The 20,671-nt window shown below is 57.3% G+C and carries 23 protein-coding genes; 15 read left to right on the top strand and 8 right to left on the bottom strand.

What is annotated here, in order from left to right; all coding sequences use genetic code 11:
- The first annotated feature begins 2 nt into the window (after positions 1-2).
- From AACY11_RS25990 to AACY11_RS25945, 10 genes are all read left to right on the top strand, one after another.
- Complete coding sequence (locus AACY11_RS25990) at positions 3-404, top strand: RidA family protein (RefSeq protein ID WP_339466025.1); 402 nt, start codon at positions 3-5, stop codon at positions 402-404.
- A gap of 168 nt (positions 405-572) precedes the next feature.
- A complete protein-coding gene (locus tag AACY11_RS25985; protein WP_339496034.1) occupies positions 573-1,436 on the top strand; it encodes a putative selenate ABC transporter substrate-binding protein in 864 nt (287 codons plus the stop codon).
- Complete coding sequence (locus AACY11_RS25980) at positions 1,433-2,230, top strand: phosphonate ABC transporter ATP-binding protein (RefSeq protein WP_339496033.1); 798 nt, start codon at positions 1,433-1,435, stop codon at positions 2,228-2,230. Before AACY11_RS25985 ends, AACY11_RS25980 begins: the two co-directional genes overlap by 4 nt.
- Positions 2,224-3,048 carry a PhnE/PtxC family ABC transporter permease gene (locus AACY11_RS25975; RefSeq protein WP_339496032.1) on the top strand — a complete coding sequence of 275 codons (825 nt, stop codon included), beginning with the start codon at positions 2,224-2,226 and terminating at the stop codon, positions 3,046-3,048. Before AACY11_RS25980 ends, AACY11_RS25975 begins: the two co-directional genes overlap by 7 nt.
- Positions 3,045-3,812, top strand: coding sequence for a phosphonate ABC transporter, permease protein PhnE (gene phnE / locus AACY11_RS25970; RefSeq protein ID WP_339496031.1), 768 nt, complete (start codon positions 3,045-3,047; stop codon positions 3,810-3,812). The genes AACY11_RS25975 and phnE overlap by 4 nt, the downstream gene beginning before the upstream one ends.
- 319 nt (positions 3,813-4,131) lie before the next feature.
- Positions 4,132-4,350, top strand: coding sequence for a hypothetical protein (locus AACY11_RS25965; RefSeq protein WP_339496030.1), 219 nt, complete (start codon positions 4,132-4,134; stop codon positions 4,348-4,350).
- 781 nt (positions 4,351-5,131) lie between these two features.
- Positions 5,132-5,971, top strand: coding sequence for a glutathione-dependent disulfide-bond oxidoreductase (gene yghU, locus AACY11_RS25960; RefSeq protein WP_339496040.1), 840 nt, complete (start codon positions 5,132-5,134; stop codon positions 5,969-5,971).
- A gap of 186 nt (positions 5,972-6,157) precedes the next feature.
- Positions 6,158-7,399, top strand: coding sequence for a cation:proton antiporter (locus AACY11_RS25955; RefSeq protein ID WP_339466087.1), 1,242 nt, complete (start codon positions 6,158-6,160; stop codon positions 7,397-7,399).
- Positions 7,400-7,566: 167 nt separating this feature from the next.
- Positions 7,567-8,760 carry a GAF domain-containing sensor histidine kinase gene (locus tag AACY11_RS25950; RefSeq protein ID WP_339496029.1) on the top strand — a complete coding sequence of 398 codons (1,194 nt, stop codon included), beginning with the start codon at positions 7,567-7,569 and terminating at the stop codon, positions 8,758-8,760.
- Positions 8,761-8,913: 153 nt separating this feature from the next.
- A complete protein-coding gene (locus AACY11_RS25945; protein ID WP_339496039.1) occupies positions 8,914-9,600 on the top strand; it encodes a phytanoyl-CoA dioxygenase family protein in 687 nt (228 codons plus the stop codon).
- Between the two features lie 113 nt (positions 9,601-9,713).
- Here the strand turns inward: AACY11_RS25945 and AACY11_RS25940 are convergent, their stop codons facing one another.
- Complete coding sequence (locus AACY11_RS25940) at positions 9,714-10,055, bottom strand: hypothetical protein (RefSeq protein ID WP_339466040.1); 342 nt, start codon at positions 10,053-10,055, stop codon at positions 9,714-9,716.
- An 86-nt stretch (positions 10,056-10,141) separates the two neighbouring features.
- Entirely contained in the window at positions 10,142-10,780 is a 639-nt protein-coding gene (locus AACY11_RS25935; protein WP_339466041.1) for an ATPase, read from the bottom strand.
- A gap of 169 nt (positions 10,781-10,949) precedes the next feature.
- On the opposite strand from AACY11_RS25935, the gene AACY11_RS25930 reads away from it, so the two are divergent.
- Positions 10,950-11,198 (top strand): hypothetical protein, encoded by a 249-nt coding sequence (locus AACY11_RS25930; protein ID WP_339433007.1) that lies wholly within the window; start codon positions 10,950-10,952, stop codon positions 11,196-11,198.
- A gap of 135 nt (positions 11,199-11,333) precedes the next feature.
- Positions 11,334-11,828, top strand: coding sequence for a PaaI family thioesterase (locus tag AACY11_RS25925; RefSeq protein ID WP_339433006.1), 495 nt, complete (start codon positions 11,334-11,336; stop codon positions 11,826-11,828).
- A 178-nt stretch (positions 11,829-12,006) separates the two neighbouring features.
- On the opposite strand, the gene AACY11_RS25920 is transcribed toward AACY11_RS25925, so the two are convergent.
- Both AACY11_RS25920 and AACY11_RS25915 read right to left on the bottom strand, forming a co-directional pair.
- Positions 12,007-14,202 (bottom strand): OsmC domain/YcaO domain-containing protein, encoded by a 2,196-nt coding sequence (locus AACY11_RS25920; RefSeq protein WP_339496028.1) that lies wholly within the window; start codon positions 14,200-14,202, stop codon positions 12,007-12,009.
- Positions 14,203-14,305: 103 nt separating this feature from the next.
- Complete coding sequence (locus AACY11_RS25915) at positions 14,306-14,524, bottom strand: hypothetical protein (RefSeq protein WP_339433004.1); 219 nt, start codon at positions 14,522-14,524, stop codon at positions 14,306-14,308.
- Positions 14,525-14,691: 167 nt separating this feature from the next.
- Between AACY11_RS25915 and AACY11_RS25910 the strand changes: the two genes are divergently transcribed.
- Positions 14,692-16,818 (top strand): TonB-dependent receptor family protein, encoded by a 2,127-nt coding sequence (locus tag AACY11_RS25910; RefSeq protein ID WP_339496027.1) that lies wholly within the window; start codon positions 14,692-14,694, stop codon positions 16,816-16,818.
- Between the two features lie 17 nt (positions 16,819-16,835).
- Positions 16,836-17,069, top strand: a complete 234-nt coding sequence (locus AACY11_RS25905; protein ID WP_445261988.1) for a hypothetical protein — start codon at positions 16,836-16,838, stop codon at positions 17,067-17,069.
- Positions 17,070-17,262: 193 nt separating this feature from the next.
- On the opposite strand, the gene AACY11_RS25900 is transcribed toward AACY11_RS25905, so the two are convergent.
- Positions 17,263-17,562: a hypothetical protein gene (locus tag AACY11_RS25900; protein WP_339496026.1), complete on the bottom strand. Its 300-nt coding sequence runs from the start codon at positions 17,560-17,562 to the stop codon at positions 17,263-17,265.
- A gap of 178 nt (positions 17,563-17,740) precedes the next feature.
- Positions 17,741-18,184, bottom strand: coding sequence for a GNAT family acetyltransferase (locus AACY11_RS25895; RefSeq protein ID WP_339496025.1), 444 nt, complete (start codon positions 18,182-18,184; stop codon positions 17,741-17,743).
- 402 nt (positions 18,185-18,586) lie between these two features.
- Between AACY11_RS25895 and AACY11_RS25890 the strand changes: the two genes are divergently transcribed.
- Positions 18,587-19,015, top strand: coding sequence for an SPOR domain-containing protein (locus tag AACY11_RS25890; RefSeq protein ID WP_221732578.1), 429 nt, complete (start codon positions 18,587-18,589; stop codon positions 19,013-19,015).
- Positions 19,016-19,330: 315 nt separating this feature from the next.
- Here AACY11_RS25890 and AACY11_RS25885 read toward each other — a convergent pair whose 3' ends face one another.
- Both AACY11_RS25885 and AACY11_RS25880 read right to left on the bottom strand, forming a co-directional pair.
- Positions 19,331-19,720: a hypothetical protein gene (locus AACY11_RS25885; protein ID WP_339496024.1), complete on the bottom strand. Its 390-nt coding sequence runs from the start codon at positions 19,718-19,720 to the stop codon at positions 19,331-19,333.
- A gap of 224 nt (positions 19,721-19,944) precedes the next feature.
- A complete protein-coding gene (locus AACY11_RS25880; protein ID WP_339496023.1) occupies positions 19,945-20,430 on the bottom strand; it encodes an AAA family ATPase in 486 nt (161 codons plus the stop codon).
- Positions 20,431-20,671: the final 241 nt, after the last annotated feature.

The following is a 20,671-nucleotide window of genomic DNA, read 5'->3' as shown; positions in this document are numbered from 1 at the left end:
CCGTGACGCAGCGCGACGTAGTTTTTCCTCCTGAACGCAGAACGCTTTACGAGCGCAATCGCTACTCAGCGGCCATTCGCTCCAACAGCTTTCTCTTTGTCTCGGGACAAGTCGGCAGCACCGAGGACGGCTCACCCGAGCCGGATCTGCAAACCCGGGTGCGCCTGGCCTTCAGCCATTTGAACGCCATCCTCAATGAGTCCGGTTGTACCTTCGGCGACGTGGTGGATGTCACCGTCTTCATCGTCGACCCGCAATCGAAGCACGAGGCGATCAGGAATGTGGTTCTTTCAGAATTCTGGGGCGACGCGCCACATCCGACCGTGACCGCAGTGGGCGTGACCTGGCTGTATGGTTTCGATTTCGAGATCAAAGTGATTGCCAGATTGCCTGAGTCCAACTGACCTTAAAGCCCGGGAACAAGCTGCTCGCGCCGCGCTCATTTATAAGCGGCGCCTGTCAACACTGGCCTTTGGATCGTCGAATGCGTATAACCTCGCCGTTTCGTCTAACCTGACTTTGCGCCCAGTTACAGGCGCACCGACATTGACGCTTACGAAACGGAGATTCCCATGCTCAAGCGAACCCTGGCACTGACGGCCGGTCTGGCCCTGTCCTTTTCCGCCCTGGTGGCGCACGCCGCCGAGGTGCTGAAGGTCAGCGCCATTCCTGATGAAGCCCCGACCGAGTTGCTGCGCAAATTCGAGCCACTGGGCGCTTATCTGGAAAAACAACTGGGCATGAAGGTGCAGTTCGTGCCGGTAGCCGATTACCCGGCCGTGGTGGAAGCACTGGCGACCGATCGTCTCGACATTGCCTGGCTGGGCGGTTTCACCTTTGTTCAGGCGCGCTTGAAGACCGACGCTACCACCCCAGTGATTCCACTGGTACAGCGCGAACAGGACGCCCAATTCACCAGCAAATTCATCACGGCCGACCCGAACGTCAAGAGCCTGGCCGACCTGAAAGGCAAGACCTTCGCTTTCGGCTCGGTGTCGTCCACGTCCGGCAGCCTGATGCCGCGTTACTTCATGCTGAAAAATGACGGCATCAAGCCGGAAGCGTATTTCAGCCGCGTCGCCTACTCCGGCGCCCACGACGCCACCGTCGCCTGGGTGCAGGCCGGCAAGGTCGACGCGGGTGTGTTGAACGCCAGTGTCTGGCAGAAACTGGTGGATGCCGGCAAGGTCGACACCACAAAAGTGAAAGTCTTCGCCACCACCCCGCCCTACTTCGATTACAACTGGACCGTGCGCGGCACACTCGACCCGGCACTGGCGGCGAAGATCAAAAAAGCCTTTCTCGATCTGGACCCGGCCAACCCTGAGCAGAAGAAGATTCTCGATCTGCAGGCGGCCAGCCGCTTCATTGATACCAAGCCTGAGAACTACAAGGGCATCGAGGAAGCCGCCCGCGCTGCCGATCTGCTGAAATGACCTTACGCCTCACCCAAGGTAGCCTGCGTCACGCCAATGGAGTCGACGCGCTTCGCAGCATCGACTTGCAGATTGGCGTCGGCGAACAGGTCGCCATCATCGGCCCGTCCGGCGCCGGCAAATCGAGTTTACTCAACCTGCTGGCCACCGCACTGCGGCCCAGCAGCGGTGAGATCGACGTACTAGGCGAGCGCGCTTGGCAATTGTCTGCGAGGCAACGGCAGCGCCTGCGCGCGCGTATCGGTCTGGTGCACCAGGCTCCGCCTCTGCCGCCACGTCAACGGGTGGTCACGGCGGTGCTGGCGGGCAAACTCGGGCAGTGGAGTCTGGGCAAAAGCTTGTTGAATCTACTCCACCCGCTGGATGTGCCCGGCGCCCGCGCGGCGCTGGCGCGTCTGGATCTGGGCGATAAGCTGTTCGCCCATTGCCAGCAATTGTCGGGTGGCCAATTGCAGCGCGTCGGCATCGCCCGGGTGCTGTATCAGGCGCCGGAGATTCTGTTGGCCGACGAGCCCGTTTCGGCGATGGACCCGGTCATGGCCGGCCACACGCTGTCGATCCTGTCTCGGCATGCCCGCGAGCACAACGTTACACTGGTGGCGAGCCTGCACGCGGTGGATCTGGCGCTCTCGCACTTTCCTCGCATCATCGGTTTGCGAGAGGGGCAGATTCTGTTCGACAGTCCTTGCGATCAAGTCAGCCCCGAGATGCTCGATGCGCTGTACGCCAACGAAAAAATGCAATCGCCAACGGCTGCGGTGGCGCCTTTGACTGTGCAGATTCCACGATGCTGAGCGCTGATTCACGGGATCCCGCGGCATGGCCACGGCTGCTGTTGACCGTGTTGGCGATTGCCTTGTTGTGGCCGGGGATCCAGCTCAGTGAACTGAATCTGGGCGTGCTGCTACCCGACAGCCAGAATGAAATGGGCCGGTTTGTCGCGCAATTCTGGCCACCGGCGCACGACGAAGCGTTTCTCCAGTTACTGCTCAAAGCCACCTTGCAAACCCTGGCCATCGCCACAGCCGGCATGGCGCTGGCGCTGGTATTGGCGATACCGGCCAGCCTGATCGCCAGTCGCGCCCTATCGCTGTCCGCGGCCTCGAGGGGCGGTGTTCCAAGTCGGCTGGGGCGTTTGCTGCGCTGGCCGATTCGCGGCTTGCTGATCTTTTTGCGCAGCGTGCCGGAAATCGTCTGGGCGCTGCTGTTCGTGCGCGCCGTCGGGTTAGGGCCGGCGGCGGGTGTGCTGGCAATCGCCATCACCTACAGCGGCATGCTCGGCAAGGTTTACGCGGAGATTTTCGAGTCCACCAGTCAGCGGCCGGCACACGCGTTGTTGCAGGCTGGCAGTGGCCGACTGGCTGCTTTTGCCTACGGTATTCTGCCCAATGTGGCGGCGGAATTATTGTCGTACACGGTGTATCGATGGGAGTGCGCGATCCGCGCTTCGGTGGTGATGGGCTTTGTTGGTGCCGGAGGGCTCGGCCAGCAAATCGATCTGTCGATCCGCATGTTCGCTGGCGGTGAGGTCGCCAGTATTCTGCTGACCTTCCTGCTGCTGGTGCTCGCAGCCGATCAACTTAGCCGCTTGCTGCGCTGGAGACTGGCATGAATCGCCTGATCAATCTGTTGCTGATCGCGGGTATCGGTGTGGCCGTCATCGCTGCTTTCACTTACCTGAGCCTCGACATCAGCGAACTGGGCAGCGCCACCAGCCTGAAACAGATGGCGGCGTATGTGCAGCGCTTTTTCAGCCCGGATCTGAGCGCGGATTACCTGAAAGCCATTTTCAAAGGCTCGATGGAAACGTTGGCCATGTCAGCTATTGGAACCCTGCTCGCAGCACTGTTCGGCATTCTCCTCGCCCTGCCGGCCGCCGGGCGTTTCGGCTGGCCACTGCAAAGTGCGTCGCGCTTGTTGCTCAACGGCCTGCGGGCGATTCCCGAGCTGGTCTGGGCCGCGCTGATGGTGCTCGCCGCCGGCCTGGGCCCAAACGCTGGCACCCTCGCCCTTGCCCTGCACACCACTGGCGTGCTCGGCCGATTGTTCGCCGAAGCCCTGGAAAACACCCCGCCGCAACCCGCCGAAGCGATCCGTTTGCAGGGCGGCAACCCGATCCTCGCCTTCTGCTACGGCACCTTGCCCAACCTTGCGCCGCAACTGCTCGCCTACTGCCTGTATCGCTGGGAGAACAACATCCGCATGGCCAGCGTGCTGGGTTTTGTCGGCGCTGGCGGGCTCGGGCAGATGCTGTATGTAAGCCTGAGCCTGTTTCAGGAAGCGCAGGCCAGCACAGTGATTCTGGCGATGCTGGTGCTGGTGTTTGCGGTGGACTGGTTGAGTGCGTGGAGCCGCCAGCGCTGGGTGAGAGCTTAAACACCGATGCATCAATGAAGAGGTGCACAAGTCATCTCGCCTTGTCCCTCGGCACGGTGTTCTCGATGTCGCGCCCCTATCACATCGGCAACGGTTGATTCGGCGGGTTCCGGCCGACGTTGGCTCTCGCCATGGTCGCGGTAACAGTGGGTTGCGGCTGCACAGCGATTGCCCTGCGGACATTCATCACACGGTTTTATCAGATTGAGTCGTTACGCAAACGCAGGTTTCCCTCACCGCTCGTTCAGCCAATCAAAGAAATATCGAACGCTCGCCTCAAACCGCCCCTCCAACGATTACACCCTTGGAGGTCTGCGATATGAACAGCAATGAAGACAAAACCATGAATGCCCAGCCCACCGACGCTTCCGGGAAACCGGTGAATGTGGTCGAACGGGATCTTGAAGACAAGGACAGTGACACCCAGGCCGTGGATGAGGTGATCACACCGACCTCGCCCCGGGTCAAAGAGCAGGACGCCGAGGCGTTAAAGCGCAAAACCGATGAGATTGAACGCAAGGTAGCGGACGGGAATTGATGTTTCGCCGTATCACATGGATCCATCCGCACATCCTGGCCCATCCGCGTGCATGCGCACGCGGATCTTTGCGTTCTTTTTACTCGTCCTGCTACATCGCTTCGATTGACTGTTCGTCCACAAACACCGGCAACCTCGACTCGATTGCAGGTTGTCTGGTGGGCGCTGCCTGTCCATCCGGTCAGGGTCGCATCCGTCATGGACTATTTGACTGAACACTTGAAGGTCCGCTGACCGATGGAGGATGCTCTGGCCGCAGCGTTCAAGCATCCATTCACAGGGAGTTACAGTGATTACACCACGCTATGCCAAAGGCTCGGGCCAGACACCCGCGCACCTGGCATCGATCAACTCTACAGACTCACAAACCGGCGACCTGATTTTTGCCGGCGCTGCTGCCGGCCGGCGCCATGTTGCCTTCGCTTCGCATGCAGAGCTGCTGGCCATGCTCAACAGCCTCATCCTTGCACGGGTACCTTTTGCGGTCGGCGGCATGAGCCCGGGTCCGGCGGATGAAGTCGACTTGCTGATCGCCAACAAAGAACTGGCCGGCCCTTACCTTGAGCTCTCCTGGACTGGCCCGCAGCAATGGCTTGTGCGCGAGATTGGACACGCCTCAAGCGAATGGCTGCAAGTCCCTGACGTGTATGAAATCGCCAATAGTTCATTTAATGAAGAGACACTCATCCGCTCAAGAAATGCGGAATTTTTTTGTGACGTAAGCGACAAACACGCTACGTTGTCCCTCTGTTCTCAGCCAACAATCGACGAGACCAATGTCATGAGCAAAACGCCCTACGTTCCGCCCCTGGTCTGGAAAAACGAAGCGCCATCCGGCGGTCAGTTCGCCAGCATCAACCGCCCGATTGCCGGGCCGACGCATGAGAAGACGTTGCCCGTGGGCAAACATCCGTTGCAGCTCTACTCGCTTGCCACGCCCAACGGCGTGAAGGTAACGATTCTGCTAGAGGAGTTACTGGCGCTGGGGCATACCGCTGCCGAATACGATGCGTGGCTGATCCGCATTGGCGAAGGCGATCAGTTCTCCAGCGGTTTTGTCGAGATCAATCCGAACTCGAAAATTCCTGCCCTACTGGATCGCAGTGTCGAGCCGCCGATTCGGGTGTTCGAGTCGGGCGCGATCCTGCTCTACCTCGCAGAAAAATTCGGCGCCTTCCTGCCCAAAGACCCGGCAGGACGCACAGAGACGCTCAACTGGCTGTTCTGGCAGATGGGCGCAGCGCCTTATCTGGGTGGCGGATTCGGGCATTTCTACGCCTATGCGCCGGAGAAAATGGAGTACCCGATCAACCGCTTTACCATGGAAGCCAAGCGGCAACTGGATGTACTGGATCGGCGTCTTGCGCAAAGCCCTTACCTGGCCGGCGACAGCTACACCATCGCCGACATCGCGGTCTGGCCGTGGTACGGGCAACTGGTGCGCAACAATGTCTACTCGGCGGCGCAGTTTCTGGCCGCTCACGAATACACTCATGTGCAGCGCTGGGCAGAGGACATCGCCAAGCGGCCAGCGGTCATTCGTGGGCAGCGCGTCAATCGGACATGGGGCGATGAAGCGAGCCAGGTGCCCGAGCGACATCAGGCTGGCGATTTGAATTAAGCCACCGGCGCAACACTGCTCTGGTTAATGGCGGCCAATCAAAAACTCATTTGATCGGCCGCCCACGCAAACATTTACTCGCATCTTTCATGAGTGGCATTTGCGGGTGCCCATATGGCATCACGCAGAACGCAGAAGGTGCCAGTGTCCAACCCCCACCCGGTGCGCCTGGGAGACATCAAACCCATGCTGGACATCATTGCAATATTTCTCTGCATCACCGCGACCCTCGCCTACCTCAATCGTCGTTATGTGGGGCTGCCCCCGGCTATCGGCGTGATGGGCATTGCTTTGGGCCTCTCGCTATTGAACATGGCCTCTGATGCGCTGGGCTTTCACACGTTGCACACCATCGAACAATCATTGATCGAGTCCATCGACTTTTCCGAGTTACTGATGCAAGGCATGTTGTCCTTGCTGTTATTTGCAGGTGCATTGCATGTCAATTTGTCGGAACTGCGCTCCTACAAATGGCAAATTGCATGCCTGGCCGTCGCTGGTACAACCCTATCGACGCTGATCATCGGTTTTGGGCTCTGGGAACTGCTGTCCCTGACCAACCTTGAGTTACCCCTTGCATACTGCCTGGTGTTCGGCGCGCTGATTTCGCCAACCGACCCGATTGCGGTCATGGGCATCCTGGAATCAGCAGGTGCCCCCCGCAGTGTTGAGGTGGTGATTTCGGGTGAGTCGCTCTTTAACGATGGCGTCAGCGTTGTGCTGTTTTCGCTGATACTGGCAATGATTGCGAGCGGTGAAACGCCCTCTTTCAGCGGTGCGTCGCTGGTTTTGCTGAGGGAAGCGGGTGGCGGCGCGCTTTTAGGAGCTGCAGTTGGGTACATCACGTACCGAATGCTCAAGAGTATCGACAGCTATCAGGAAGAGGTTCTCATCACGCTGGCCGCTGTGCTCGGCGGCTATGCCCTCGCCACGTCTTTGCATGTTTCGGGGCCATTGGCGATGGTGGTGATGGGATTGATCGTGGGGAACCAGGGACGCACCTACGCGATGTCTGAAAAAACCGAAAAAAACGTGGATATGTTTTGGGAGCTGATTGATGAAATTCTGAACGCGTTGCTGTTTGTACTCATTGGCCTGGAAGTTGTTCTGATTCAGTTCTCCAATCCTCTGATTGTCACGGGACTGATGGTGATCATGCTGACTTTATTCTCGCGGCTAATGACGGTCGGGGTTCCGATTGCAGTTCTGGGCGAACGTTTTCGGCTACCAAAGGGCTCATGGAGCGTGATGACGTGGGGCGGCCTGCGCGGCGGCATTTCGGTGGCGTTGGCGTTGACACTGCCGCCGGGAGAGGCTCGTGATGTCGTGGTATCGCTGACCTATTCGGTCGTGGTGTTTTCGATCCTGGTCCAGGGCATGTCCATAGGCAAACTCGTCAAACGCGTGATTCCATGCACCGACCGATGAAGTTCGCACCAGCCTTGGGCCGTGGCAAACAGGCCCATCCATCGCCATCTGAAGCGAAGGCACTGAGCTGAATTGCAAAAACCTCACACTCAGTCGGCCAACGCGCCTATTCGCCATGAGCGCCAATAAAAGATAGTCTTTGGCCCACATCCTTGAAGCGTCACCCCATGACCAATCCCGAGTTTTCACCCGACATTGAAGCCATCCGCAGCATTGACGCGGTGCCCGTGATCCTCCGCATGGTCAAACACCTGACCGGCATGCGCTTCGCGGCAGTTGCTCGCGTGACTGAAAGTCATTGGGTGGCGTGCGCTGTCGACGATTCGATTGATTTCGGCCTGCAACCCGGCGGCGAACTGATACTCGAATCGACCATCTGCCATGAGATCCGGCAACACAAGCAGCCGGTCATCTTCGGCAAGGCCAGCGAACACCCGGTCTTTTCACTTCATCACACACCGAAAACCTATGGGCTGGAGAGCTACATTTCCATTCCGATCGTTAAGGCCAATGGCGATTTTTTCGGGACGCTGTGTGCCATCGACTCACTTGCGGCCAATGTCGAGGAACCGGCCATTACCCAGACGCTCACACTGTTCGCGCAGTTGATTGCCATGAACCTCGACAGCCAACGCCACCTTCACGCCACCAGAACCGCGCTGGAAACTGCCAATGAACTGGGCAGGCTGCGCGAGCAGTTCATCGCGGTACTGGGGCATGACCTGCGAACGCCGCTGAGCGCCATTCGCATGAGTACCGATCTGCTGGAAACCAAAACCGAAGACAAGCGCTCACTGAAGTTGCTTTCGGCGATCCGCAAAAGCTCTGTGGGCATGGGTGTGCTGATCGAAAACATCCTCGATTTTGCCCGGGGACGGCTGGGTGGCGGGATTCCAGTCCAACGAAAACTGGTGGATGACTTGCAGCAAACACTGCTGATGACGCTTGAAGAGGTTCAGGCATCCCACCCGCACGCAACGTTCATTCACGCGCTGGACGTGCCGGCAGGGGTCTATTGCGACGCATTGCGTATCAGTCAATTGCTCTCCAATCTGCTGGGCAATGCAGTCACTCATGGCTCAACCACTGCACCGATCATCCTCAACGCCTATTCCGAGAGCAACGACATGGTCATTACGCTGACCAACCAGGGCACGCCGATTCCGGCGCAGTTGATGCCGCTGTTGTTCGAGCCCTTTTCCCGCTCCGAAGCCGGGCAGCGCTACGAGGGTTTGGGTCTAGGGCTCTATATCGCATCGCAGATTGCGGCGGCGCACAACGGTACCTTGAGCGTCACCTCGGACCTCGAAACGGGAACATGCTTTGCGGCGAGATTCCCGGCTCAGTTCAAATCGGCTTGACCAGGCGCCACGCACTTACGCCGTCTGAAGGAGATTCGTCAGGATCTCCGCCCCCTGATCGATAAACTGCGGCAACAGCGCCGCCGAGCGATCTGGCGCTTGAATCAGTCAATGGCTATACCTTCTGTGCTGCGACATCCTGCCGAGGAAACCATGACTGAGCGTGAACAACTGCATCGCGATGGCTATGCCCTGCTCCGACACGCCATCCCCACCGAATGGCTGAATGAGCTTCGCAGCGTGTTCGATGCGAACGTGATGCCCTCAGATCAGTGGCCAACCCCGCGAGGCGCTCAGTGGCGCCATTCACTATTGGACCTTGATCCAACGATTCAGGCTGTGTGTCGCTTGCCGCCGTTGCTGGCCGTGGCAGGCGAGCTGATCGCGCAACGGTTTTTCCTCGCGCAAGTGGAGGGTCGCGAACCGCTCGCGGGTAACGGATATCAACCGTTGCACCGCGACTTGTCGGCGCAACGGCCGGGCGACATGGTCAACGCTCTGGCTTTTTTCGACGACTACGGCCCTGAAAATGGCGCGACGCGTATCGTCCCCGGCAGCCACCGACCTGAGCCGGAGCCATCGCCCTTGGACTTCAATGATGAGTCGCGGTCTGTGCAGCTTTCAGGCGGCGCTGGTGACATTCTGGTGTTTGATGCGGATCTGGTGCACGCGGGCAGCCTGAACCTGAGCGGGGCACGCCGGCGTAGCGTCCTGATCAGCTTCCGTTCGGAGTCGTTGTATGCGTCGCATCTGCAAACCTTGAGCCTGCGAGCCGTGCGGATGGACACCCGCGAGCGCTTCGAACCTTGCGGCTTGTATTCATTCTCAGCGGGCACCTGATCGCCAGACAGCGAGCAAAAAAAAGCCCCGCGACCGAATGAAGGCGCGGGGCAAAAAATTGGTTGGTTGCGGCCAACCAAAGGAGCTCTTTTACATACGGCTACCGGGCGAAATCAGATGCAATCCTGAGCGGCCCGTTCAAAAGTCGATGGCAGGAAGTTCGAAGCCAGCAAGTGGCGCTCATAAAGAAACACCTTGCCGCCACTGCCGGCCTTGTAGGCTTCCAGTACGTTATCGGCCGCCACCTTGCTCGGCACCACGATCCGGAAGCTGCGCTGGGTCTGCGAGACGGTCGGGTTCAGCGCACTGCCCTGCAATTTCGGTACGACGCAATCGGCGTACTGTGCGGGCGTCTTGCTGGTCTGCAAGGTCAGGGTTGGGTCGTTTGGCGCGCTGGCGCAGCCGCCGAGCAACAAGGTCGTGAGGGCCATGGCTGGCACGAATAAAAGACGCATCAGTGTCATCCTGAAAATAAAAGTTCGGTTCAACCGGCAACGGTCTCGCTTCACCGCGTCGCCGATGCCATTGATGTGTTAGGTGCTCAGCTCGCGGACACCAAGGCCTTGAGCGAGTTGTCGAACTGCTTCAACGCGCTGAGTTGCAAGTCACGTTGTTTCTCGATCTGCGCGGCAATTTGCAGCGGTGCCTGGTTGTGTACCCAGGCCGAGGGCAGTTGTTTTTCCACCGCGCCTTCAGCTTTGCCGATGTATTGCAGGTCGGCATCGTAGAAACGTGCAGTGAAACGCGCTTCGACCAGACTGTTGCGTTGGGTCAACAAGCGATTGAACGTGTCGAGTTTGACCACAACATCCGGGTGCGCCTGCACCAAGGCATCGAGGCTGTCGTAAACGGTTACCGACAGAAACTGTTGTTGCAACGAACTCATCAACCAGTCGATGGCCAGTTCCGGATCAGAGCTTTCGACGAAAGCTTCGCGAATCCGCGAGTCGAGCGCATCTTTCGCGCCGTTGACCGCCATGGCGTGGTAACGCTCAAGGTATTGCAGGTTGTCCCGAGTGTTTTCGCTGTACAGCACACCGACGGTTTGCGAGCGCTGCAACGTGGCACTGCTGCCGGTAATCGATTGAAAGTGACACGAGCGGGCATCGTCTGCGTAGGTCGGTGCAGCGGCAGCGCTCATCAGCAGGGCGGCCAGTACCAGTCGGGTCAACGTGTTCATCGCGCAAATTCCTTGAGTTGCGTATTCGATGGAGGCGATTTTCCGCCTCTTGCCGACAAAGCAGAACTTGCGTTTCTTGATGGTGACTATTACTTCTAGCAATAGTTACGCGCCTTGCAGACTGATACACACTCAATACAAATAGAAAAACATGAATGAGGAAACCTTCTTGAGAACGTTCGACCTGATCCGCGACGCCGTTCTACCCGATTTTCGCGAGCGAGTGTCTGAATACCTGGTCCAGTACGAAAGCGTATTGCTGGATAAAACCATCTCCGATCCGCAGTACATCCGCGATACCGCCCATCAGTTGCGCGGTTATCTGCGCGGTCTGAACACCACGCGGGTATTGGGGATGGCGTATTGGGAGGAACTTGATCGACGGGTTGTCGATACGTGGCTCGCTCCCGAGCAATGACCTGCGGTGCCGATGCGCTGCACATCAATACGCGTTCGGCGAAAACGGCCCTAACGCTTACAATCGCCCCTCCGACCGGCCTTGCAAGAAATGCCTGCGTCTGACCGGACTCACCACGCCAGGATGACCAACCCCATGTCCAGCCTCGACACCTCCCTGCAAGACAGCGCCGCGCCTGAAGGCGTTTGCTACGGCTGCGGCGGCCGCAATCCGCACGGGTTGCACATCAAAAGCCACTGGCATGAAGACGGCGTGCATGTCCTCGCCGAGCATATGCCGGACGCCAAATACTGTGGTTGGCCGGACCTGGTCTACGGCGGTTTGATCGCGATGCTGGTCGACTGCCATTCCAACTGGACGGCAATGGCCTATCACTACCGTGCGCAAAATCGCGAGCCTGGCACCCTGCCCCGCATTGACTGCGTGACCGGCAATCTCGGCATCAAGTTCATCAAACCGACGCCGATGGGCATTGCGCTGACCTTACGGGCAAAAGTCGAAGGCGAAGTCGGGCGCAAGACCCGGGTGATCTGCGAGGTGTTTGCGGGGGAGGTGCTGACAGCGGTGGGTGACTCGGTGTTTGTGCGGGTTGATACGGGGCAATTGGCCGATGCTGCGCATGGTCGCTAAGTATTGGCGGCTGGAAGAAGTGCCAATGCGTATGAAAGAGCAAGTGACCCTTTTCCTGCGCGCAATCGGCGGTGGCGACCTTGAATTGAAGTGACCCGATTCGACCTGATCAGACCGTCAACCGGTGGCAGGAAGCTTGCTCCCTCGCCACCGGTCATCACGGCCACGGTTTACAGGATCAGCCCTTCACATTTGCCCGCGCCGAATGCAGCTTCTTGTAGCTCTCGATCAGACGCAAATGCCGATCCAGACCTTCCAGTTTCATACTGGTTGGCGTCAGACCATAGAAGCGCACGCTGCCGTTTACCGAACCGATCGCCGCATCCATCCGCTCGTGACCGAACATACGGCGGAAGTTGGCTTCGTAATCGGCCAGTTCCAGGTCTTCGTCGAGCTCCATTTCCAGCGCCACGTTCACGGCTTGATAAAACAGGCCACGTTCGACGGTGTTGTCGTTGTATTGCAGGAAGGCTTCGACCAGATCTTTGGCCTGATCAAACTTCTGCAAGGCGAGGTAGATCAGCAGGCGCAGCTCAAGAATCGTCAGCTTGCCCCACGGCGTGTTGTCGTCGAACTCGATGCCGATCAGCGTAGTGATATCGGTGTAGTCGTCCAGCTCGCTTTTTTCCAGGCCCGTCGCCAGGTTTCGCAGGCCGACTTTGCTCAGGTTGTGCAGGTTGAGGATATCGGCGCGAAATTGCAGGGCTTTGTTGGTGTTATCCCAGATCAGGTCTTCGACCGGATAGATTTCCGAGTAGCCCGGCACCAGGATGCGGCAGGCCTTGGCGCCAATGTGCTCGTAGACCGCCATGTAGGCTTCTTTGCCCATGTCTTGGAGGATGCCGAACAGTGTGGCGGCTTCTTCGCCATTGGAGTCTTCACCTTGGCCGGAGAAGTCCCACTCGACGAATTCGAAGTCCGGTTTGGCGCTGAAAAACCGCCACGACACCACACCGCTTGAGTCAATGAAATGCTCGACGAAGTTGTTCGGCTCCGTCACGGCCTGCCCCGAGAAGGTCGGCTGCGGCAGGTCGTTCAGGCCTTCGAAACTGCGCCCTTGCAGCAATTCGGTCAGGCTGCGCTCCAGCGCGATTTCAAGGCTCGGGTGCGCGCCAAACGAAGCGAACACGCCGCCGGTGCGCGGGTTCATCAGGGTGACGCACATCACCGGGAATTCACCGCCCAGCGACGCATCCTTGACCAGCACCGGGAAACCCTGCTCTTCCAGTGCCTTGATACCGGCCAGAATGCTTGGGTATTTCTCCAGCACGTCCTGCGGTACATCCGGCAGCGCCATTTCGCCTTCGAGGATTTCGCGCTTGACGGCGCGCTCAAAGATTTCCGACAGGCACTGCACTTGCGCTTCAGCCAAGGTGTTGCCGGCGCTCATGCCGTTGCTGAGGAACAGGTTCTCAATCAGGTTGGACGGGAAGTACACCACTTCATTGTCCGACTGGCGCACAAACGGCAGCGAGCAGATGCCGCGCTGAGTGTTGCCGGAGTTGGTGTCGATCAGGTTCGAACCACGCAACTCGTCATCGCGGTTGTAGATATCGAGGCAGTAGGGGTCGAGGATTTCACTCGGCAATTCGTCTTTCGGTCCGGGCTTGAACCAGCGTTCGTCCGGGTAATGCACGAACGGCGCATTGGCGATCTCTTCGCCCCAGAACTGATCGTTGTAGAAGAAGTTGCAGTTCAGGCGCTCGATGAACTCGCCCAGTGCCGAGGCCAGTGCGCCTTCTTTGGTCGCGCCCTTGCCATTGGTGAAACACATCGGTGACTGAGCATCGCGAATGTGCAGCGACCAGACGTTGGGAACGATGTTGCGCCACGAAGCGATTTCAATCTTCATGCCCAGGTCGGCAAGGATCCCCGACATGTTGGCGATGGTCTGCTCCAGCGGCAGGTCCTTGCCGGCAATGTAAGTGCCCGCCTGCGAATCCGACATCGGCATCAGCAATGCCTGAGCATCGGCATCGAGGCTTTCGACCTCTTCGATGATGAACTCAGGACCGGTCTGTACGACTTTCTTCACCGTGCAACGGTCGATCGAGCGCAGGATGCCCTGGCGATCCTTGTCGGAGATGTCCGCCGGCAATTCAACCTGGATCTTGAAGATCTGGTTGTAGCGGTTTTCCGGGTCGACGATGTTGTTCTGCGACAGGCGAATGTTATCGGTAGGAATGTTGCGGGTGTCGCAGTACAACTTCACAAAGTAAGCCGCGCACAGGGCCGACGACGCGAGGAAGTAGTCGAACGGCCCCGGTGCCGAGCCATCGCCCTTGTAGCGAATGGGCTGATCGGCGATCACCGTGAAGTCGTCGAACTTGGCTTCAAGTCGAAGGTTGTCGAGAAAGTTGACCTTGATTTCCATGCGGGATTACCAGAATACGGCTAAACGAATGGCGGCCATTATCCGGTTTTTGAGCGGGAAGTCTTGTGCTTTCGGGGTTGGCCGCCAGGTGGCGCCACCCAATCTATTGGCCTTGTGCCCGGCCTACGCCCTTGGTGAATACGCTGCCCGCATCCCGTACCAACTGCCGCCACTCGGTGCTGCTGATCAGTCCTTGTGCCTCCATATTGTCGGCGGCCTTGAGCAACTCGTCATACTGCTGCTCCGGGTCCATCTGCGAGTTCGCCTGAGTCGCCAGTTCGCGCCACGCTGACAGTAATTCTTTCTTTCGCTGCTCGAACATTGGGTGATCTCGTTTGGGACTTGCTAGATAGAAACAAGGGACACCCCGCCGGTTCAGCGCAGTCGACGGGCGGCGTCCTGGGCAAAAACCGAATCGCCATGTGTTTCCTTCGTTCTTTCTTGCGTCGCACTGTTCATTGCCCGTTTCTCTTTGCTGGAGTTCTCTCGATGCCCTCGCCTAAATCCCTGCCCACTGCCCTGCTGAGCCTGGCCCTCGCCTGCCCGGCCATGGCCGAGACTCAAGGCATTGAGTTGGGACAGGTACTGATTTCGGCAGAGGATCGCAGCGCTACGCACGCTTCTGTTGAAGACGCCAAGGCCCGCTTGGAGCAAGTGCCCGGCGGCACCAATGTGGTCGACATGCGTCAACCGTTGCAAGGTCGTGTGGCGAGCAATCAGGATGTGCTGGCTTATCAGCCGGGGGTTTACGCGCAGTCGGCGGGCAATGAAGGCGTGAAGATTTCAATCCGTGGCTCGGGCATCAACCGCGCACCGGGCGCCCATGCGTCGGGGCTGTACACGATGCTCGACGGCCTGCCTCTCAGCGGCCCCGGCGGCACACCGTACGAATTGCTCGAACCGTTGTGGGTCGACCATGTGCAAGTGCTGCGCGGGGCCAACGGTTTTGATCGTGGTTCGCTAGCGCTGGGCGGTGCCATCGATTACGTCAGCCACACCGGCTACGACGCGCCGACACTGCAAGTGCATTACGCCACCGGTAGCCATGGCTATCAGCAGCGTCAGGTCAGTTCCGGACAAGTGCTGGGCGACTTCGATTACTACCTATCGCTGACCGACTCGAACGCCGACGGCTATCAGGATCACACCGCCAGCGAGAGCAAAGGCGTGATCGCCAACGTCGGTTATCGCTTCAACCCGAACCTGGAAACGCGGTTCTACATCCGCTACCGCGAGACCGACAACGACCTCGCCGGGCGCGTGACCAAGCACGTCATCGAACACGATCCTCGCGCGGCCAACCCGGCTTACGTGTCCCGCGACGACAGCCGCAAACAGCCAGGCAGCACTTTCATCGGCAACAAAACCACGTTCTACATCGACGACGATTCGAGCATCCAGACCGGTCTCGTCTACCACGATTACCCGATGGACCTGCGCGAAGGCCCCAACCGCCTGAAGGTCGCCTACACCGACGTCAGCGGCACCTTCGACTACAAGCGCCGCGACACCCTGTTTGGCATGGAAAGCCGCAGCAGCGTTGGCCTGCGCGTGACCAAACACCTGCCCAACGACGGCGCCAGTGAATTTGTACGAATCCCCACCGGTAATACGGCCCACTACGCGCCCGGCACGCGCATGCGCAACTTCACTTATCAGGGTTCGGACACCGTTCTGCATGTTGGCAACGACCTGGAAATCGCCGACGACCTGTGGCTGACCACCGGCCTCGCCGCCATCTACACCCGTCGCGAAAGTGCCGTCACCTACCCCGAAGGGGGTGGCAAAACCAGCATGAACGACTGGGACTACGCCCCGCGCCTCGGGCTGCGTTACCAGATCACGCCTGAGGTGCAAGTGTTCGGCAACCTCAGTCGCGCGGTCGAGGCGCCGCACCCGTGGTCGCTGATCTACAGTTCCAACGTGCGCTTCCCGGCGGGTAACGGCGCCGCCACCGGCACCCAGAAAGACCCGATCAAACTGCAAAACCAGACCGCCACCACCCTGGAACTCGGCGGACGCGGCGACAGCGTCCTCGGCGAATGGAGCCTGGCCTGGTACTACGCGCAAGTGCGTCACGAATTGCTGTCGGTGCTGCCGGACGCCAACGCGGTAACGCCTTACGAACTCAATGCCAGCCCGACCATCCACCAAGGCGTCGAAGCCAGCCTGAACAGCAAGCTCTGGTCAGCCGCCGATGGCCGACAGTTGAGCCTGCGTCAGGCATACACCTTCAGCGACTTCCACTATCGCGATGATGATCGTTTTGGCGACAACCGTTTGCCGGGGCTGCCGATGCACTACTACCAAGGGGCGTTGCGTTACGACTGGCCGCAGGGGTTCTTCGCTGCTGTGAATACGCAACTGGTGTCAAAAGTAGCGGTGGATTACGCCAACAGCTACTACGCCGATCCGTATGCGCTGTTTGGCGCGACTGTGGGTTACAACGCGCCGAAGGGTGACTGGCAGACTTGGGTGGATATGCGCAATCTGACCAACAAGTGCTATGCGGCGACGGTCACGCCGGGGTATGACGACAAAGGGCTGGATGCTGCGCGGTCGACGCCGGGTGAAGGGATGGGGGTTTATGTCGGGGTTTCGTGGAGTTTGCTCTGAAGCCAATCAGCGGACTGATGAGTGAGGTGCAGATGGAGCGCCAATCAAAACTGGAAATCGAGCGCGCCGCCTATGACAACTTCCTCCGTCTTTGGGATCTCGGCGAGTTCGAGGGCCAGCGTTTTGGCCAGGCTTTCTATAACCACTTCCGCTTGCATCGAATTACCGATCAGACGCTTTTGCACCGGCTCTACAATACTGACGGCAAACAGGCGCTAAAGGTAATTGGCAGCGTATTTCAGATCCCGTAAGCCTTAGAATATTCAGGCTTGGCATGCATTGAATGTAATACGCACTTTGCTCGAAATAAAAACTGCCCGACCAGCCGTTGTAAAAACAAGTTCTCAAGCAAAACCAGAGCAATTAAGCAATCAGGAAAATCCTTAAGCGGGCCTTGATAAAAAAGAGCGCGTGCGAGTCAATAGAAACCACGCACCTCCTTGTTTATTGCAGATTAAGCAATGCAAACAGTCCGACGATTACCATGAGTACCGAGAGGTACTGCATGGGCACAAAAAACAACGTGTGCTTTTTGCGAAAAACCACTTCGCCACCGGTGGCTGGATCAATATAGGTTTTGCCGGGTGCATTATTCAGCTTGTGGCCAATATAAGCATTGGCAGCCGCCGCAACCAGTAAACCGATACCGACACCAAGACCATTGGGAAGCCCGGCGAAAGATATCAAGCCCACCAAAGGAAAAAGAATAGAAAGGATGCCCCAGCCTTGCCAGATAAGAAACATAACGTGTCCCTGTTAATTTTTAAGGCGCGCAATCTAACAACAATCAGCCGCCTCAGCAACATCTAGCAATATATTATGCAGATCACAGCGATCATTGCTTTCCGAGAGCCGCCAAAGACACTAAAGCGTCCCGTCTTTACGCACTGTTCCTCGCTCTTCGGCTTTGGCAGAGCGTAATTTACTCCCTGGGTATCGTGATATTCGACTCGATCTTCTTCCCCATACTGATACGCGGTTCGGTCGAGTAGCCCAGAGACTCGTAGAAGCTTTTGACGCTTTCATTTGTGCTGACGATCTGTAGATTGATTTTCATACAGCCACGCAGGATCAAGGCGTTCTCAGCATGATGTACAAGTTTTGCGCCCAAGCCTTTTCTACGATGGACCGGATGCACTGCAACCGCATACAACCACCCACGATGGCCGTCGTACCCCGCAAGAACGGTACCGACAACCTCATCCCCTGCCAGCGCCACAAAAAAGAGCCCATCCGTAACGGCCAGTTTTTTGTCTATGGCAAGGCTGGGGGTGTTATGCGCGGTTTCGTAGCCGAAAACAGCTTCCCATAGCGCCATGACGGCGACGCGATGGTGCTCATTTGAGTAGTTGGCAATAACATCCATGGCGCAGCCCCTGAGTCGAATGGGACGACGCTATCTCTCTGTGAAGCCTTTGTCCATTGGCCTCGTTGGGTCAAAAGCGGCTCAATGTCGACAGAGTGCTCCGTGTCATTGCATGGATTTGACCACACTTTTGCACTCGACTTGATCTGTTGCTTGCGTCGTATTTGACCTGCACGATTCGTGGCCTTGACCGGCAGAGGTCGGCCAAAAGCAGACCATGGACACGCTGCTAATGCGCCAGTAATGTGTGCCCAAATCATGTCGCGTTACCTCACATCTGTTGCGTTTCTGGCGCGACACTCAAGCCGAACAAGGGTTACACATGGACAAGGAACGTTATCAGACGCAAACAGCGGAAAATATTATGCCACTTGTGTCGTCTACTTATAGTCAGGCATAGCCATGAATACCTTCGAAACGAATGAAAAGTTAATTGCCGAAGGCTGCAGCACTCAAAACTTCGCAATCAACAGCATTGGAAGTGACGTGTATTGCCTATGCAATACAAATGGTTTTTGGTCAGTTTTTTATACGGAGCGCGGGATAGATCACCCTCCAATATTCAGCTCGATATCCGAAGAAGAAGCTTGTAAATTTTTCTATGACCACGTTATGAAAATGGAGCATTGGCACCTCGTAGGCTTTTACAAGGACAACAACTTGGTAGAAGCCATGGAATCTAAGCTTTCTAACCTTGGAATCCGATTTGTGCGCAATGACATACCTGCATACCAAGCACAAAACGACCCAAGATTTCGGATATTTATAGTGGGTAAAGATATTTTCAGATTCAAGGATGTATTCGGTGAGCCGTATATCAGCTATGCCTAACAAGGCGCTGAAATCGCTCATTTCATTCGCTGGGACGGCGCGCCGCCCCCCCCTTAGTTTACTCGTTGGTCAGCGTCCGCTATGGGTCCAGGCTGTGTGAAAACGTTTTAGAGCTAGTTTGAACGTCAGAACCGCAACGAAAATCGCGTTCCTACACAAATTTCAGGTCTGCTGACCAACCAAACGTTGGCAGATTTTACGTAGCAACGCAGACTTCACAACGGTGCATGCGTTTTCACACAGCCTGGGTCGATGTCTGCCCTTCGCGACGGGCAGACATCGGCCAGAAGCGGTCTTTCGAGGCTCAAGTCGAACCTACTTCGAAAGCCCGCTTTCGCCGTCGTCGACCTCACGCAAAATTCTCTTCAGGTCAGGCCGCGTCCACTTCTCCCAAGGACATACATCCCGGTCATCGTCGCTGTGCCAATACTCGCCTGCATCAAATGCCTGGTAGATAGAAAATGCCGGCTGGGGCATTTCCGCGTGCATGGACAAATCGACGATATCGCTGATGACAATATTCATCACCTCATCACAGTAATGAAAATCGCGGGTGCCCGTGAGAAACAGTCTTGCTACTGAGATCGCCAATTGATTCAAAAGGTCGCGACTATCGATCTGCAGGTGCTCACACATCACACTTAATTCCGTGTTTGGGGCCTTTTCAATGACCGTAAGTACGTAATCAAGGTTGTCATCACTCAAAACTCTGTTCATGGGGTATAAATATTCGCCAATTCAGTTTTGCCATGGATTCAGGACGGGTTTGTCAGAAAAACATACTGCCAGATGTGCTTGCCGAACGTCCGCTTCGTATCGAAAGCAGCTTTTCTTTACTGACGGCTTCTGGCCGGTCGCTGCCTATCATGAAGGGCAGCAACCGGCCAAAAGCGGACTTTTTAGATAATTTGCTCAGGTGTCACTGCCCTTCAGAAGCGGTGAATTTTAATATGGATTCCCTCATCTGCATCCGGAGCACGAAAGTAGCTCGTGATCAAATCGAACTCAGCGTCGCTTGCTGCAAACTCATGCTCTGCGCGGCCATTGCGCTGATGTAGCCGGCCCCGACAGGTCTCATCATCCACTTCGATGTAGTGGAAACAGTGGGGAATTTCGGCTGCGTCAGCCAAACCGCATAACCATTGCCGATCCTCTGGAGTGTTGGCCGGGAAATCCAAAATCACAGTCACGCCCGCCTTCAGCAAATCGGTGACAAGCGGGCCCACCAGTGCCCGAATCTGACGTGCAAGCCGCACGTAATCGGCCACTGAATGGATCTGGTCAGGATAAAGCCTTGAAAGCCAATAATCCTCACTCATCAGAATAGCCGACCGTTCAGATGCCAAGGACTTGGCCAGCGTCGATTTGCCGGATGCAATCTTGCCTGACATCAAATGAAGCATTGGTTGAGTCATGGGGGACGTCTCCTTGTCGAGTACTGATGATGCTCATTGAAAAGCGTCGAAGCAACCGCAGATCGTCCACTGTCAGCTTTGGGGCGGAAACGGTCGTCATGAACGTCCGGTATTGGCCCAGAGTGTGTAAAAACGCGCTGATGCACTGTCGGCGCGCAGCGCCGACGGTTGTTAGCTGAGTAATTGCTCGCAACAAGTCCTGCGGATCATCACTAGGGCCTGGGAGCCCCTAGCGCCGCTT

This window comes from Pseudomonas sp. RA_105y_Pfl2_P56, from assembly GCF_963970845.1.
GTDB lineage: Bacteria > Pseudomonadota > Gammaproteobacteria > Pseudomonadales > Pseudomonadaceae > Aquipseudomonas > Aquipseudomonas baetica_A.
This window is presented reverse-complemented; position numbering and strand designations above follow the sequence as displayed.